This is a genomic window from Rhizobium sp. BK418, assembly GCF_004341105.1.
Classification (GTDB): Bacteria; Pseudomonadota; Alphaproteobacteria; order Rhizobiales; family Rhizobiaceae; genus Rhizobium.
Window position 1 is genome coordinate 1 of the sequence record NZ_SLZK01000015.1, and the last position, 16,028, is coordinate 16,028.

The 16,028-nt window shown below is 59.7% G+C and carries 15 protein-coding genes; all 15 read right to left on the reverse strand.

The window, feature by feature from the left end:
* Window positions 1–415 precede the first annotated feature (415 nt).
* Window positions 416–1,357 carry an ABC transporter permease gene (locus EV281_RS30480; protein ID WP_165912013.1) on the reverse strand — a complete coding sequence of 314 codons (942 nt, stop codon included), beginning with the start codon at window positions 1,355–1,357 and terminating at the stop codon, window positions 416–418.
* A gap of 23 nt (window positions 1,358–1,380) precedes the next feature.
* Window positions 1,381–2,892 carry a sugar ABC transporter ATP-binding protein gene (locus EV281_RS30485; protein ID WP_165912014.1) on the reverse strand — a complete coding sequence of 504 codons (1,512 nt, stop codon included), beginning with the start codon at window positions 2,890–2,892 and terminating at the stop codon, window positions 1,381–1,383.
* An 87-nt stretch (window positions 2,893–2,979) separates the two neighbouring features.
* A complete protein-coding gene (locus EV281_RS30490; RefSeq protein WP_165912015.1) occupies window positions 2,980–4,287 on the reverse strand; it encodes a sugar ABC transporter substrate-binding protein in 1,308 nt (435 codons plus the stop codon).
* 332 nt (window positions 4,288–4,619) lie between these two features.
* A complete protein-coding gene (locus EV281_RS30495) occupies window positions 4,620–5,132 on the reverse strand; it encodes a VOC family protein (protein ID WP_132658576.1) in 513 nt (170 codons plus the stop codon).
* Window positions 5,133–5,234: 102 nt separating this feature from the next.
* Window positions 5,235–7,751: an ATP-binding cassette domain-containing protein gene (locus EV281_RS30500; RefSeq protein ID WP_132658577.1), complete on the reverse strand. Its 2,517-nt coding sequence runs from the start codon at window positions 7,749–7,751 to the stop codon at window positions 5,235–5,237.
* 68 nt (window positions 7,752–7,819) lie between these two features.
* Complete coding sequence (locus tag EV281_RS30505) at window positions 7,820–8,887, reverse strand: substrate-binding domain-containing protein (protein WP_132658578.1); 1,068 nt, start codon at window positions 8,885–8,887, stop codon at window positions 7,820–7,822.
* Window positions 8,884–9,909 (reverse strand): ABC transporter permease, encoded by a 1,026-nt coding sequence (locus tag EV281_RS30510; protein WP_207896918.1) that lies wholly within the window; start codon window positions 9,907–9,909, stop codon window positions 8,884–8,886. The genes EV281_RS30505 and EV281_RS30510 overlap by 4 nt, the downstream gene beginning before the upstream one ends.
* 97 nt (window positions 9,910–10,006) lie before the next feature.
* Window positions 10,007–10,204: a hypothetical protein gene (locus EV281_RS30515; RefSeq protein ID WP_132658579.1), complete on the reverse strand. Its 198-nt coding sequence runs from the start codon at window positions 10,202–10,204 to the stop codon at window positions 10,007–10,009.
* Between the two features lie 47 nt (window positions 10,205–10,251).
* Window positions 10,252–10,653, reverse strand: a complete 402-nt coding sequence (locus EV281_RS30520) for a YciI family protein (RefSeq protein ID WP_165912016.1) — start codon at window positions 10,651–10,653, stop codon at window positions 10,252–10,254.
* Between the two features lie 48 nt (window positions 10,654–10,701).
* Window positions 10,702–11,766 (reverse strand): maleylacetate reductase, encoded by a 1,065-nt coding sequence (locus EV281_RS30525; protein WP_245508416.1) that lies wholly within the window; start codon window positions 11,764–11,766, stop codon window positions 10,702–10,704.
* A gap of 10 nt (window positions 11,767–11,776) precedes the next feature.
* Complete coding sequence (locus EV281_RS30530; protein ID WP_132658582.1) at window positions 11,777–12,658, reverse strand: intradiol ring-cleavage dioxygenase; 882 nt, start codon at window positions 12,656–12,658, stop codon at window positions 11,777–11,779.
* A gap of 19 nt (window positions 12,659–12,677) precedes the next feature.
* Window positions 12,678–13,736, reverse strand: coding sequence for an SDR family oxidoreductase (locus EV281_RS30535; RefSeq protein ID WP_132658583.1), 1,059 nt, complete (start codon window positions 13,734–13,736; stop codon window positions 12,678–12,680).
* Between the two features lie 3 nt (window positions 13,737–13,739).
* Window positions 13,740–14,723 carry a zinc-binding dehydrogenase gene (locus tag EV281_RS30540; RefSeq protein WP_132658584.1) on the reverse strand — a complete coding sequence of 328 codons (984 nt, stop codon included), beginning with the start codon at window positions 14,721–14,723 and terminating at the stop codon, window positions 13,740–13,742.
* Window positions 14,724–14,733: 10 nt separating this feature from the next.
* Entirely contained in the window at window positions 14,734–15,747 is a 1,014-nt protein-coding gene (locus EV281_RS30545; protein WP_132658585.1) for a Gfo/Idh/MocA family oxidoreductase, read from the reverse strand.
* Window positions 15,744–16,028 (reverse strand): YciI family protein, encoded by a 285-nt coding sequence (locus tag EV281_RS30550; protein WP_132658586.1) that lies wholly within the window; start codon window positions 16,026–16,028, stop codon window positions 15,744–15,746. The genes EV281_RS30545 and EV281_RS30550 overlap by 4 nt, the downstream gene beginning before the upstream one ends.

The following is a 16,028-nucleotide window of genomic DNA, read 5'->3' on the forward strand; positions in this document are numbered from 1 at the left end:
AAGCCGAGCTAGGCCAGCGGATCGGCCAGCGGCAAACTTTCGTTTCGAAATTTGAGCTTGGCGAACGGCGGCTTGATCCAGCAGAGTTCGTGAAGGTTAGTAGAGCGATCGGCGCCGATCCTTACGGCATTATGAAATCAGCCGAGTCCGATTAGAGGCTTGATCGCTCTTAAAAGGACCAGAACCCACGACCCTCGATCAACAAATCGCTGATCCCACGAAAGGGATTGAGGCATACGCGAATGCTGGAACGGGGTCCGTGTGTGCGAGAGAAAAAATTTCGGGGACAATAGCTAAATCAACTGTGCAGGCCGATCATGTTAAGCGGCTGATCAACAAGGCCTCTCGAACACCCCGTCAGAGAGGCCTAGCAGTCTGATAACACGGCCTGTCCGCACTCTTCGATCTGGAGCATCTACTTCACAACCGCATCCAGTCTGCTGCGTCGCGTCGTCACAAGTACAGCCAAGATTACCACGGCACCTCGAATACCGACCTGATAAAAGGGATCGACTTGCAGCAGGGTCATGCCGTTTGCGAGGATCACGATCGTCAGGACGCCGAGCACGGTGCGCAACGGGCCGCCGACGCCGCCTGTCAGAAGGGTTCCCCCAAGGACGACAGCAGCGATCGTATCGAGGAGGAACGGATCGCCCATGCCGGGGGAAGCCGAGAAGGTCCGAATGCCAAGAAGGATGCCGGCAAGCCCCGAGATAAGCCCCGCCACCATGAAGACGAGGATCTTCATCCTCGTCGTATCGATCCCGGACATCTTGGTCGTCCGCTCGTTGTCGCCGATGGCATACATGTATTGACCAAAGCGCGTAAACCGGGCGACTAGGGCGCAGATAATCAGCACGCCCATTGCCCAAAGGCCAATTTTTGGAAACGAGCCGAAAGCTACACCGCCGGCCAGCATGCTGGAGACCGGTGTATTCCACGGCAACGGGCGGCCGCCTGATATGATGAGCCCGAGGCTTTGGAATATGAACAGGGTTCCGAGGGTCACGAGAAAGCTCGGAAGTTTGAGGACCGCATTCAGGGTACCGTTGATTGCGCCGCAAAGGCCACCGACGAGGAGCCCCACGATGATGCCTGCCTCTCCCATCGTCGGGACAAGTGTGACGGCACATATCGCCGATAACGTCATGATTGAACCTACGGACAGGTCAATCGACCCGATCAGGATGACGAACGTAATGCCCATGGCGGCAACCAAAAGCACCGATGACTGCCGCACGATGTTCCAAATATTCGGCCATGTCAGAAACGCATCGTGCATGAACGAGAAGATGATGATGAGCGCAAATGCGGCCAGGAATGGCGTCAATTTGCCAACGGCACCGAATTTAGACATCGTATTTCCTTGTTGCATCCCCATCAGAACATCATAGAAACGACGTCTTGTTCTCTCGGCTTGTTATGAGGATCGGCAGCGACAGCTTCCGAGAGTTTGCCATTTGCCATGAAGTAGATGGTGTTGGAGAGCTCGATCAACTCGACGAGATCATCCGAGATCAGAAGGACCGCACAGCCGGCATGCGTAATGTCGCGCAGAAGCCGGTAGATCTCTTCCTTCGCGCCCGCATCGACGCCGCGGGTGGGGTTGTCGATGACCATCAGCGCCGGACTTCGCGCAAGCCATTTTGCGAGCACCACTTTCTGTTGGTTTCCGCCGCTGAGCGAACCGACAAGGGCATCGCTGTCTGGAGCCTTGACCTTGAGTGACGACATGTGCTCAGCCGCGAAGGCCCTGGCTTTGGAGACAGAGAAGAAGCCGGACCTGGTAAATCGCCGCAGTGACGGCAAGACGATATTGTCCCGGATTGAACGGCCCAGCATCACGCCGTCACGATGCCTATGGAGCGGCACGTAGCCGATGCCCATCTCGATGCGGTCCGGCGTCGGAAGTGCAGAAACATCCTTGCCCAGTATCTTGATGCCCCCTCGCCCCGGTTCGACCCCGAGGATCGCCCGGCCCAGCTCTGTCTTGCCGGACTGCACAAGACCGCCGATACCGACAATCTCCCCCTCGCGCACGGAAAGCGCGACGTCCGAAAATGCGTCCCCATTCAGCCCCTGCACTTCAAGCACCGGCGGCCCGAAGGCCGTCCGTTGGCTGTTGGTGGCATAGAAATCGGTGAGGCGCTCGCGCCCGACCATCAGGCTGTGCAGTCGCTTTTCAGTGGGCTCGCTGACATCGGCATCGATGACCTGGCCATCCTTGAGCACAACGATCTGGTCACAGAGGTGCAGCACCTCATCGAGCCTATGAGATATGAAGATGATCGAGGCGTTGAACCGTGTCTTGAGAAGTGAAACGATACGGTAGAAGAGCTGAAGCTCTGGGCCCGACAAGGCGGCTGTGGGCTCGTCGAGAAGGATGAGCGGGCGCTCGATCTTGAGAATCTCGGACTGGGCGACAACGCGGGCGATTTCCACCAGCTGCCGCGTGCCGAAATTCAGCATGCCGGTGATGAGCCGCGGGTCGAGTGAAATGCCAAGCTCATCGAATATCCAGCCCGCATGGGCCCGCATCCGGGAAAAGCGGATGACGCCATTGCGGGTGAAATGTTTCTCCAGGCCCAGAAAAAGGTTCTGATAGATCGGATAGACGAGGATCAGCGCCTGTTCCTGGTGCACACGGAATATACCGGCTCTGGTAGCGCCCGCCGGACCATGGAACGTCCGCGGGGTGTCATGCAGCAGGAGATCACCTTCATCGGGGCTTTGAACGCCGCTGATGATGTCGAGCAGTGTGCTCTTGCCGGCACCGTTCTCGCCGACGAGGCCTACGGTGCGGCCATGCTCTACCATGAAGCTGACGCCCTGCAGGGCATTGACCCCAGGATAGCGCTTGGTGATCGACCGAAGCTCGAGATGTACAGTCATGGCTGCTTTGCCTGCGCTTGACGGCGATGATACGTACGACATTCCGGCCCTGTCAGCCGGAATGCCCTATCGTATTGTGGTCGGTTGTTAGAAGCCGAGAACGGTCTTGCCGGCTTTTGTGTTCTGAGCGACTTCCGAGAGCGGACCTGCTGCGGCGTGGTCCTTGAACATCTTGTTCAGCTTCTCGACATTACCCGCCTTTAACGAGGCGGCGACATCTTCCGGCAGCGCCCAGTTCGCTGGTTTCAAAGATTGCATCGATTCGATGCCGCTCCAGAACTGCGAAGGATCGATCACCTCCATGCCCCACTGGATCTTCCAGTTATCACCATTCAGATGACGCGACATCGATTTGAAATCGAAAGCAAAACCGCCGCTACTGTCCATCAGCGACAAATATTTCGCGGCCGCATCCGGGGAATCGAGGAAGAGGGAATCAAAGTAACGCATCCGCTCCAGTGGATCATATGTCACGCCATTGAGCGCATCGAAGAGGGTGACGACAGAATACCCCGTCATGAATGGTGCGTTGATCGAAACTGTGCCGAGGGCGCTCGGATCATCCTTCATCCGCGTCAGCATCTCCCGTGTAGCATCGTTGCCCGCGGTCAGGATCTGACCGCTCAATCCGCGCTCTCGCAGAACGTCCAGGACCGCGATCGCCGTATCGTCATTGTAGGAAATAATTGCCGCGACATCCGGATGGGCGGTTAAAAGGTTTTCGACAACCGGACGCGCCGCGACGCGATTTTCGCCGGCAGGCTGTTCGGCAACGAGCTCGATATCGGGGTTGTTCTTCAGGGCGAGCTTGACGCCCGCCGCACGCGTATCGGCCGAAAAGTTGCCGGGCATACCAGCAGCGTAGAGCACCTTGCCCTTGTTGCCGACCTTGTCGAACAGCGCCTGCGCCATCGCCGCAATGCCACGGATATTATCCGGCTGGCTGTAGAGCATGTAGGCGTTTTTGAAGGTCGGATCCGTCGGCGCAAGCCAGGCTGCCGTAGAGTGCGCATTGGCGATTTTCACGCCGACCTGAGATGCCGTAGCACAAAGCGCCTTTATGACCTCGGCATTTTGGGCGAAGGTGACGACGGCATTCACGCCAAGAGACGGCGCCTGCTCGATTTGGGCGATCTGCTTGTCGACGGAATCGTCGAACGTCTGCGACATGTATTTGATGCCGAGCTGCTCGGCGGCGCGCTTGGCTCCGGCATCCCATCCCTGCCAGTATTCGTTGGCGAGCGTTGGGAACGTATTGAGAACCGTGATCTGCTGATCGGACGCGCGAGCGGTCTTGCGAAGCACCAGTGGACTGGCAAGGGACACGGCAGTGGCCGCACCCGCGAGCTGCAGCAGCTTGCGGCGGTTGATTTCAATATTTCCGATGTCACGCAAATTCAGATCCTCCTCGATAGCCCCCTCCAGGGCTGTTGACGACGATCAGTGTAGTGGATGTCAGCCACTCGAAAACAACAGAATTATCCACATCGGACAAACGTAAGCGATTGGATTTACGAGATTAATACGCGGCGCTGAACGGCTGGAATGCGACAGAAAGACGGCGTCGACACCGTCTTTCTGCCGCAGTCGAGCTATCACCGCCTTGCCATTTCATGCCCGATCGGCCGATAGAATCGGGTTTGCGAAACGACCATCGGATGAGATGGAAGACAGGCCAGAGGCGCCTTCCGGGTCGGCCGGTAGCGTGTCGGGCCGGCGCCCCGCGCTCAAGCAGTTTTTGCCCGCCACAGTTTCGTCTGCGACCCGTCCTCGTAGCCCAGCTTGTCGAAGCTCGCGACCTCGAGCAGAAGTCCCCATGGGGCACGCAGGTAGATCCAGTCAAAACCGGCAAGCGGCCCCTCCGTGATCAGGTTTGGACCATCGAGGAGATCGATGCCCTGAGCCTTAAGCCGCTCCACCGACGCATGGACATCCTCGACTTCGAAGCAGATATGCGTGCCGCCGACTTCCGACGGACGCTTCGGCGGAGACATTTCCTCGCCGCTATATTCGAACAGTTCGACGCTCGTCCCCTCGCCGCAGCGGAGAAAGACGAGATCGCGTATCCTCGACTGCGGGGCAGCGCCGATCTTCTTCGTCATGAAGTCCGGGTCGACATTGAAGGGCCCTGTCCGGAAAACCTCGACTGCACCGAAAACGGCCTTGAAGAAGGCAATCCCCTCTTCGATATCAGGGACGGTCAGACCGATATGGTGCATGCCGTGGACAGTATTCGTCATGTTCTTTCTTCCTTCCTCAGAAAATCGGCCCCACACCTACCGCAATCAACGGATGATCCCGAATGTAATGGGAGCGGGAGCCGGGATAGGCATTTTCATCTTTCAATGGCGGGCAGCACGGCGGCCCCGAACCGCCGCGTAAATGAGTGCTGCAATAACGATCAGGATACCCTGAAAGAAATACTGGTAGGTTTGTGACAGGCTCAGGAAGGTCACGGCACTCAGAACTTCGGTCAGCAGAATGGCGCCGAGAACGGTTCCGATGAACGTCCCGCGCCCGCCCGCCAGGCTGGTTCCGCCGAGGACCACCGCGGTGATGCTGGAAAGGGTGTAATTGATGCCCTGACGGGGATCACCCACGCCGATCTGGGCCATCAGCATGACCGCACCGAAGCAGGTCAATACAGAGCATGCCACGTACCCGGAAATAAATGTCAGATCGACGCGAATGCCCATGCGGCGGGCCGAATCCTCGTTCGATCCGACGGCGCGCAGGCGCCACCCCGATCTTGATCTGCGCAGAAGATACTCGCCCGCAAGCGTCATCACCAAAAGCAGAAGGAATGCGACTGGGAACGGACCCCATTGCCAATTGATCCAGTCTGTAATCGCATAGCTGATGTATCCGTCCGGATTTTCACGCAGCAGAAAACTGAAGCCCTGTATGGCGATATACATGGCGAGCGTCGCCGCGATCGGCGTGAAATTCGCAAAGCGTATCAGCAGCCCGTTGATACTGCCCACCGCCACCGCCCCGGCCAGCATCAGGAAGAACCCGAGAACCATCATGGAAGACGACATGTCGTCGGTCAAAAAGAACGATGCGACAACCACCAGGAAGCCTGCCAGCGGCCCAACCGAAAGATCGATACCGCCCATCAGCAGGGCGATCGTCTGTCCAAGGGCGACGAACCCGAGCGCCGTTGCCAGCAGCAAAATGTTGTAGATGTTGTAGACCGACAGGAAGTTTTCGTTCTGCCCGTTGACATAGAGCCCGAGGACGATCGCAACCACCACCAGCGGAATGACGGGCGCATTGTCCGATTGCAGGAAATGCTTGAACCCTTTGGTAGGGCCGGAAGCCTTGGCTGCGCCGGGCTCCACATCATGCGTCTCGGCATTGACGGCCGCGGCGACGATCTTCTCCTCGGTGACATCCTCGCCTTCGAGGGTTGCGACGACGTGGCCGCGCGACATGACGATGACCTTGTCGCAGAGCCCTTCGAGCTCCACGGCATCGGAGGAATTGACGACGACGGGTGTGCCCGCCTCGCACAGATCCCGCAGGATGCGGTAGATCTCAAACCGAGCACCGACATCGACCCCTTGTGTCGGCTCGTCGGCGACAACGAGGCCCGGATGCGCAAGCATTGCCCGCGACATCACGATCTTCTGCTGGTTGCCGCCCGACAGCGCCAGAATCGGGGCTTCCATGCTGGGCGCCTTGACGGCGAGTTCGGCGAAGATCGCGCTGACCTTGTCGTGCTCGCGCCTCCGGCTCATGATCCCGCCGGTCGCGAATTTCTCCAGCGTCGAAAAGGTTGCGTTCTCCCGGACGGTAAGCCCTTTCGCTACGCCTTCTCGAAGTCTGTCCGATGGCATGAAGGCAGCCTCCTCGAGAAGCTGCGCGTGGCCGAGGTTGCGTCCGCGCAAGTTGATCGATCCGCGCGAGCTATCCAGTCCTGCCAGAGCGCGCATCAGGGCTGCCTGGCCGTTGCCGGCAACGCCTGCAACACCGATGATCTGCCCGCGTGGCAGCTGGAACGAGACACCATCGACGCCTTCACAGCTGAGACCGGTGACCGAAAGAGCAATCTCCCCGCTCTTGCCCTGCGCCTTTGGGGGAAAGGCCGCCGCAAGCGTGCGCCCGACGATCATGCCGACAAGTTCGGAGTCGCCGATCTCCTTCACAAGCGCACTGCCGCGAATTTTTCCGTCACGCAGCACGGTCACCCGCTGTGCAATCTGCCTTAGTTCGGCAAGGCGGTGGGTGATGTAGACGACGGCCGTTCCCTCTGCCGCTGCCTGGCGCACAAGGTTGAACAGCAGTTCGCTGGCCTCTTGGTCGAGTGAGGCCGTCGGCTCGTCCAGGATCAGCAACCGGGGCTTGATGGCAAATGCCTTGCCGATCTCCAGCAGATGTTTCTCCGCAACCGTCATTTCTCCTGCACGCATACGCAACGGAAGATTAAGACCGACCGTTTGAAGCATCTGCTGCAGGGCATCGGCCGATCGCCGCCCTGACGCGTCCGAGGCGGTGAGGGCCACGAGCAGATTCTCCTCGATCGAAAGATCGTCGAGAATGGCAGGATGCTGGAAACAGATGCCGATCCCGAGCGACGCAGCGACCTCTGGGGTCATCTGCTTGACGGCAACACCGTCGAAGATGATCTCACCCTCGCTCGGCTGCAGCGTACCCGAAATGATGTTCATCAGCGTTGATTTGCCGGCACCGTTTTCGCCAAGAATGGCATGCACTTCGCCAGGCCGGAATTCGACACTGACGTCGCGCAGCGCCGGAACGCCGGCGAAATACTTCGAGATACCATCGAGGCGGATCGTGACGTCGTCTTCGGCCGACAAGAAGGGTGCATTTGAATGGATGTCTGCAGCGGCCATGGCCTTAATCCGACTGAGGTTGCATCTGCCCGGGTGCAAGGCCCGGGCAGATCGAAGAAAGATTGCGACTACTTCGTAACGGCCTTGGCCTGGTCTTCAGGCGGCAGCTCGGACGAAAGATAAATGGCGCCGGGCAGGTCCTGGCGGCACTTCACAGCGCTGGCACCGCCGGCGACAGAATCTTCGAACGCCGGCGCCTTGAATGTTGCATCCGCCGGCGGCTTGCCGTCGGTTGCCAATGCGACGGCCCACTGAACGGCGAGGCGAACGTTGTCGTTGCCGGTCGCGACGGTGAACAGCTTGAAATCAGGGTTGCTGGCCTTGTTGGCCTCGTAGAAGCAGCCAAGCGAATTGCCGTCGGAGGTCGCGAGCGCCGGGATTGATTTCCCCTGCTTCGTGAACAGCGGCAGCGCGCCGACCATCGACGGACCGAAGTCGGAGATAATCACGTCGATCTTCGGGTTCTTGGCGATTTCGGCGGTCAGCACCTTCTGCGTCAGGGCCGGATCCCAGTTGGTGACGGCGAAGGGAGCCTGATTGACGAAGACATACTCGTCACCCAGCACCTTCTTGAGGCCCTTCAGCTCATCGAGTCCCTGGCTGTTGCCAGCAGGTCCGCTGAGGAACAGCAGGTTTCCACCCTTCGGCAGGATCGACTTGATCCACTTGCCCCAGGTCTCGCCATCGTTCTCGAACGAGGCTCCGACGAACTTGGAATAGTTCTGCCCGTCCTTGCCGCCGACGGCGACACGATAGGGAACCACAACCTTGCCCGATTTGTAGACGCTGGTCAGCGCCGGCAGGACCGCTGGTCCGGCATCGCCGAAAACGACCAGCGCATCGACGCCTTTCGCCGCCATGCTCTTGATATCCGAGATCGATTTCTGCGTGTCCCCCTGCCCGTCGGCGTATTCGTATTTGGTAATGCTCGGGCACAGCTCGACGGTCTGTTTGCCGGAAGCGGTTGTCACCTGACGCCAGCTGTTGCCGCCGTAGCCGTCAAGCAGTGCCAGCGTCGCCTTCTTGGGCCCGCACCAGGATGGTGTTTCCGCCCAGGCGACATCCGCGCTGGCGAAAGCCGTCACGCCGAAAGCAGCGGCCAGTGCCAGTTGCTTGGCTGTAGAATGGTATTTCATTGTTTCTCCTCCACTTTTTTTGCCCCAGTCGATGGTCTTGCGTTCAACGTCCAATGGAACGAGTAAATGCCGATGCCAAAACCCAGCGAGAGCGCCTGGATGATGGTTTGAGCCGAAAACGGCACACCGACTGTGAGTGCGAATTGGCTCAGTTGGTTCAGGAAAAACGCCGCTATGACGGTCGAGATCGGAAAGCCCCTGCCGCCGAGCAGCGACGTGCCGCCGAGGACGACAACGGCGACGGATGGCAACAGCAGGCTGTCGCCTTGAAAGGCCGTCGGCTCTCGCGTGATGCCGGCGATCAGCGTGCCGGCCAGACAGTAGAGCACTTGGGCCCATACGTAGGCCATCATCTGGTGAGTGCGCACCCGAAGGCCGGCCGCCTGGCATGCCAGCGGATTGGCACCGATCGCCTCGAACCTGCGGCCGGCGACCGTCTTCTTGAGCGTGAACGAGACGACCCCCGTGGCAGCGAGCGCGAAGGCGACGGAATTCGGGACCCCAAGGGTCTGGCCTCCGGCGATCGTCGCCAGCAGGTTCGTCGTAATGGACGGAACGCCACCGGACACGGCAAACACGACACCGTAAAGCAGGGCGTTGGTTCCGATCGTGGCGATGATGGCATTCAGCCGGAAAAGGCTGACGAGAATGCCATTCAGCAGGCCGACGACGAGCGCAATGAACAGAGAGATCAGCACGGCCTGGTAAAGCAGCGCGTCGTCTTGCTGCGGATAGTGGGTCGCCATTACCACAGCAAGCGACACGGCCCCTGGGAGGGAAAGGTCAAAACCACCCTGCTGCACGACAAGCAACTGTCCGAGGCCGACGACCGCGATGATCGCTGCAAAGGGCAGGCTTCCCGACAGAGCGCCGGAAGATAGACTAGAGGGTGCGAACAGAACGCAAGTCAGCAGCAGCAGCAGGGTTGAAAAGAGGACCGTCAGAAAGCTGCGCGCGAGCGGCAGATGCAACAGCGCCTTGCGCGCGGGTCCGTTCGAAGCGATGGAGGTCAAATCAGTCATCGAAACACGTCTTTCCGATCATGGTCACAGTCAGCAGCACCCTGTCCACGGACGCGACGCGCCGTAGAGCGAATGCTTAGAAAGATGTCGGCTTGCGTTAGATTTCGCGTCCGTCCAGTGTCCAGACAATCGAGGGATGGTTGTCCACCACCTTCGGCGTCTGATGGAGAGGATGGGCTGCGGCACGATCGATTCGCAACGGCTCGTAGTCAGCATAATGCCCGCTGACGGCGCATCCTGCCTGCGCGAGCCAGTCGCGAACCTTATCCCAATTTATCAAACCTGCCGCTCTCATTTTCCCTCCTCCTCACTTCTTGCCGGCTTGAAGCATTCTCAAATGCTTCAAGAATGGCTGCCGATCGTTGGCCGCCATTCGAAAATGCTGACTGTTGAATAGATTTCATGGCACACGAACGGATCTTCCGAGCTGAAGCGGATCATATCGTCGAGCGAGCCGACTTCGGCCACGACGACACCACCACTGCTCATACCGGCCGCATCAAGGATCGGTCCGGACTGGATGATCTTGATGGATCCGGAACGAAGATGACGTTTGTGATCATCCAGATGACGTTCGCGCGCATCCGACTTGTCGGGATTGGATAAAGCGACACGAACTGCAAGCATATTGTTCAGCTCCCACCAAACTTGCGTCTGCTCCTCCCGAGCGCACGGCGACGTTTCAACGATCGCAGGAATGATGGTACGCGGACTAGGAGCAAAGAAAATAGAGGATTTATCCATTTTGGATGTCTGGCGCCGTCCCCTGCGGCCGGCAGCGAACGGCATAAATCACGCCGGATTGGGCGCATCGCCCCGGAATGCGCGCTCCAGCAGTTGGCGCAACTCAGGCCTGTCAAGCTCGCGCGGGTTCCAATAGGCATTGGACAGCGCCTGCTCCAGGGCACTTTCGATACTGCCGTCGGGCATGCCGAGGTCCTTCAACGACATCGTCGCGCCGAGTCTCCTCGCAAGATCGAAAAGACCGGTCGCGCCATCATCGACACCCATCGCACGGCGCAGGCGCGCCATCGCCGCCGGCACAGCCTTGGCGTTATAGGCGACGGCATGCGGAAGGACGGCCGTGTGCATCTGCGCGTGCGGCAGGTTGAACATGCCGCCGAGCGTGTGGCAGAGCTTGTGATGCAGCGCCATGCCGACGGAGCCCAGGCAGACGCCGCACAACCAGGCCCCGTAGAGCGCTCCTGCGCGTGCATTCTTGTCTGCGGGATTGGCATGGATCGACGGCAAGGCACGGACGATTGCCGATATGCCCTGTTCTGCCATCAGTGAAATGATCGGGTTCGCTTCGCGGGCATAGAGCGCTTCGACGGCATGCGCGACGGCATTCACGCCACTGGTCACGGACAGTGCCACAGGCAACGTCAACGTCAGATCTACATCATAGACGATAACCTCGGGAAGAATACGGGGATCCGACGTCGTGACCTTGCGCCCCCCCTCTGTCTCGCCGAGAATGGGTGTGGCTTCAGACCCAGCATATGTCGTCGGCACGACGATTTGAGGCAGATCCGTGCGGAAGGCGATCGCCTTTCCGAGACCGGTCGTGGACCCGCCGCCAATCGAAAGAACGGCGTCAGCCGAATGATCGCTGATGAACTGCATGGCATCGGCAGTCACTTCCACAGGCGTATGCATCTGCGCCTTCGAATAGGTCGCCACGACACGCGGTCCGAGGTGGGAAGCGATGTCGGTTGCCTGCTGAACCTGTTCCGGCGTGGAAAGCAGGACGAGCCGCTTCACATTCAGCCGGTCAGCCTCTTCCGGCAGCCGGGAGACCGTACCGCTCCCGAAGACAACGCGGGCGGGATTTCCGTTGTAGACGAAATCTTCCAATTTTGCGCTCCTATCTCGTCTGATCGGGACGTGCGAGAACGAAGTCATAGTCCGAGCGCCACAGAGTACTGCCGCCCTCGACCCGAACGAAGGGTGCGACAAGGGTCTTCTTGACGCCGAAGACCGTATCCGAATTCAGATAGCTGTCGCCGCCGACGAACGTGTGCGTCACCAGCTTTTGGAAGCCTTCGGCACGAACCATGTAGTGCATGTGTGCCGGACGATACGGATGGCGGCCGAGGCTTGCGAGCATCTTTCCGACCGGGCCGTCGTCCGGAATCGGATAGGAAACGGGCTTGATCCCGACAAAGCTGTAGCGGCCATCGGCACCGGTGATGAATACGCCGCGATTGTTCCATTTAGGCTGCAGATCGGGCTGCTGAACGTCGTAATAGCCTTCCGCATTGTCGGACCAGACGTCGATCCTTGCGCCTTCAACCGGATTGCCGTCGAGGTCGAGCACACGGCCAATGAAGAGGCAGCTTTCACCCTTGCCATCCAGACAAATCTGATCGCCCATCTGCCGGATGGGGCAGCCCTCGACATGGAAGGGGCCGAAGACGGTATTTTCGGTGGCCCCGGCGGGGCGGCGATTGTTAATTGCATCGACGAGCATCGACAGGCCAAGTGTATCGGACAGCAGGATAAATTCCTGACGCTCCTGCGTGCAGATCTGCCCGGTCTGCGTTAGGAAATCGATGCCGAGATCCCATTCCTCCTGGGTAAGGCTGACCTCGCGCGCGAAATTATGGAGATGCTTGACGAGACAGGCCATGACTTCCGCAAGCCGCGGATCGACATCCTTGCCCATACGTGCATTGACGGTCGCAACCGAATTCTCCTCGGTGAAAAATCCGCTCGACGGCGTGGCGCCTCTCGTTTGATCGGACATGTGCAGCACTCCTGATGCCTCAAGGTATGATGCGATCGGCGCGGAGCCGGTCGAACGCGTCTGTGAACGATGCTGTCGTATCCTGGTAGTCCAGGAAGCCGAGCTTGCGGCTGCGGCCCATGTCGTTGAAGGTCTCAATCTGTCGGCCAAGATCGGCGTCGGAATGCCAGAAGGATGCGACGCGATTGAGCGCTGTTGGCCGCAGATCGAACTTCTTGACCATGCCATTCCAGACCGTCTCCGCACCTGCCATCTGCGCCTCGAGCGGCGTCGGCACGCCCGAATAGGGAGCGGCCTCGAGACCGAAATAGCCGGCGATGCGCGGCCACAGCCACTTCCACCGAAAGACTTCGCCGTTGACGACGTTGAAGGCAAGGTTGGCGGCGGCCTTCGTCGTCGATGCCCACTTGAGATGTTTGGCAAGCAGCCTTGCATCGGTAACATCGGTGGCCGCCTGCCATTGCTCCGGCGAACCTGGGAAGACGAAGGGCTGGCCGGTCTCCCGGCAGATCGACGCATAGACGGCAAGCGTTGCGGCCATGTTCATGGCATTTCCGACGGCGTAGCCGATCAGGGTGTGAGGACGATGAATGGACCAGGTGAAGCCATCTCGCGCAGCCGCCGCAAATACCTCGTCCTCCTGCACATAGTAGAAGTTCTCCCCCGGAAGACGCTCCTGCTCCTCACGGAAAGGAGTCTCGGGCTGTGTTTTCGCGTAGGATTCGAACGGGCCGAGATAGTGCTTCGTCCCGGTCGTCAGAGCGACGTGCCGGACGCCCTTGCCCTGCAGCGCGTTCAGTACGTTTCGCACGATCGCGCCGTTGACCTCGCAGTTCTTCGTCTCTGTCTCCTGCCGCGACCATGCGGAGATGAAAACATGGCTCGGCCTTGCGTCCGCCAACGCGGCTGCAACCGAACCCGCATCGACCAGATCGCAGCTCAGTGTCGTCACACCGGCAACCGGGCTCTGCGACCGGGACAGACCCGAGACAGTCCAGCCACCGTCCGCCAGAAGGTTTTCGGCGAGGTTGCTTCCGGTAATGCCGGTCGCCCCGACGATCAATGCATGCTTGCTCATGGATTATCCGTTCAGCAGGGTGATCTTGATGCTCTTCGTCGGATCCTGACCGAACGAGAAGGCATTGACGGCATCGGTCAGCGCATAATCGTGCGTCTGGATCGGCGACAGGTCGATGCCCGTCCGCTCCAGGAAACGAATTGCCGCCGGCCAGACGCCGGGCGACCCGATGCAGCCTCGAACCGTCAGGTTCTTCATCTGAATCTGGCCGATGACGACGGGTACCTTGCGGCCGATATTGATGCCCACCATCGAAATCCTGCCTTCCTCGCGCGCGTAACCGAATGCGGCGGCAAGAGAAGCGTCATGGCCGGACGCCTCTATGACGAGGTCGGCACCATGGCCGCCAGTCAACTCCCCGATCTTGTCGGCCGCACCGCCATCGGACGGATCGATCGCAACGTCCGCACCAAGGCGCTTCGCTACCTCGCGGCGCGATGCCAGCGGATCGACAACGATCACACGCGCACCCATGCCGATCGCAGCTGCCGCCGATACCAGGCCGATCGTGCCGCCACCGGAGACCACGACGGTCTCGCTGGCATTCGTTCCACCCGACCGCAGTACCGCGTAGAAACCGCAGGTGAACGGCTCGATCAATGCCGCTTTCTTGTCGTCCACGGCATCAGGCAGCTTGTGCAGCCATTCCGGATTAACGGCAAAGAATTCGCGATCCGCGCCGCTCATCGAAAAGCCGAAATGATGCAGCCGCTCCGGCGTGCGCACCACGCATTCGCCGACAACGCGATCGCCCTTCTTGAAGCCGGTGACATTGCGGCCGACCTCGACGATCTCCCCGCTCCATTCGTGTCCGGGTGTGACGGGATACGAAATCGGGATGATGTAGCGGCCCGCAAGCAGTTCGTAGTCGGAATGACAAATGCCGACTGCACTGGTGCGAACCAGGACCTCGTCCGGCGACATGTCCGGCATGCCGACATCGACGATGACGGGCTTTTCCGGCGCTTCGAAAACCAAGGCTTTCACGTCTTCCTCCTCAGACTTCGACCAGCGCGCCGCTCTTTGAGGAACGGACGATGGCTTCTAGCAGTGCGATGTTATTGATCATGTCCTCGCCGGTGATCGGATATTCCGCCTCACCGCGAACGGCGCGCGCAAAGGCTCTCAGATTGTCGCGGACTGGCTCGGCCGGCGGCACTTCGCGCACGGCAATCGGCTTGCCCTTCCAGCCTTCGGTCACGATCCAGCCGTCGGGTGCTTCCACGTGCGCCTTGTCGCGCACTTCGATCCAGCCATCCGTGCCGAAAATTGCGAAGCGGGAGACGAAAGGCGTGGCAAGGGTTGCCGACACATAGGCCGTCCCGCCGCCGAAAAAGCGAATATGAGCGCTCATCGTATCGCCCTGCGGAATGTTCGAGGCGAGGTTTTCGCAGACGACGCGGACATCGGCAGCGCGTCCCATCAGCTTGACCGCAAGGTCGGTCAGGTGGATACCGGTCGCCGTCATACCGCCGGCCGGTGCCTGATCGGCCTTCAGCCGCCAGTTGGACGGATCAAGGCCGAGAAACTTGTCGTGGCTGAAATTGGCTTCGATCTGCAGCAGCCGGCCGAGCTTTCCCGAGTGGGCTGCATCAAGGATTGCAGCGATCGGCGGCTCGAAACGGCGCTCGTGTCCCATGCCCAATACAAGTCCGGCTTCGCGGCAAAGGGCAACCGAGGCTTCGGCACCGGCGCGGGTCAGATCGAGAGGCTTTTCGCAGAAGACGTGCTTACCGGCAGCGACGACGCGCGCGATCTGCTCCTGATGCAGCGAATGCGGTGTCGCGAGCACCACTGCTTCGATTGTTGGATCGCTCAAGGCTTCGTCTATATCGCGCGAATATTGCAGCCCCATCTCGCCGGCAAAGGCGGCGGCCTCCGGATTGGGATCGACGCCGCGCACGAAATGCATCCGTGCGCCGCCTGCATTGACGAGGGTCGCCATTTTGCGGCCCCACCAACCGAGGCCGACCAATGCGGTCGCGACCGGCTTCTCCTCGATCATCGTCATCGGTTATCGACCCGCTTGCTGAAGGGATGGATGTTGACCGTCTTCCAGACACCCGCTTTGGTGAACGGATCGGCCTTGTTGAAGGCGACGATCTCATCCTTGGTTTCGGCTTCGAAGACGAACAGCGAGCCGATCATCGTCTCGTTGTCGTCTGCTAATAGCGGGCCAGATATCACGGTCTTGGTCACGCCGGACGAGAGATAGGCCTTGTGGGCATCGTAATTGGCGAGGCGCTTGTCGACGGCACCTTCGTGATCGACACAATGAACAGCATAAAACAT

Coding starts and splice junctions, on each gene's coding strand:
- EV281_RS30480 (WP_165912013.1), bottom strand. CDS start 1,357: ATGTCTAAATTCGGTGCCGTTGGCAAATTGACGCCATTCCTGGCCGCA.
- EV281_RS30485 (WP_165912014.1), bottom strand. CDS start 2,892: ATGACTGTACATCTCGAGCTTCGGTCGATCACCAAGCGCTATCCTGGG.
- EV281_RS30520 (WP_165912016.1), bottom strand. CDS start 10,653: ATGGATAAATCCTCTATTTTCTTTGCTCCTAGTCCGCGTACCATCATT.
- EV281_RS30535 (WP_132658583.1), bottom strand. CDS start 13,736: ATGAGCAAGCATGCATTGATCGTCGGGGCGACCGGCATTACCGGAAGC.
- EV281_RS30495 (WP_132658576.1), bottom strand. CDS start 5,132: ATGACGAATACTGTCCACGGCATGCACCATATCGGTCTGACCGTCCCT.
- EV281_RS30550 (WP_132658586.1), bottom strand. CDS start 16,028: ATGTTTTATGCTGTTCATTGTGTCGATCACGAAGGTGCCGTCGACAAG.
- EV281_RS30515 (WP_132658579.1), bottom strand. CDS start 10,204: ATGAGAGCGGCAGGTTTGATAAATTGGGATAAGGTTCGCGACTGGCTC.
- EV281_RS30500 (WP_132658577.1), bottom strand. CDS start 7,751: ATGGCCGCTGCAGACATCCATTCAAATGCACCCTTCTTGTCGGCCGAA.
- EV281_RS30510 (WP_207896918.1), bottom strand. CDS start 9,909: ATGACTGATTTGACCTCCATCGCTTCGAACGGACCCGCGCGCAAGGCG.
- EV281_RS30505 (WP_132658578.1), bottom strand. CDS start 8,887: ATGAAATACCATTCTACAGCCAAGCAACTGGCACTGGCCGCTGCTTTC.
- EV281_RS30530 (WP_132658582.1), bottom strand. CDS start 12,658: ATGTCCGATCAAACGAGAGGCGCCACGCCGTCGAGCGGATTTTTCACC.
- EV281_RS30545 (WP_132658585.1), bottom strand. CDS start 15,747: ATGACGATGATCGAGGAGAAGCCGGTCGCGACCGCATTGGTCGGCCTC.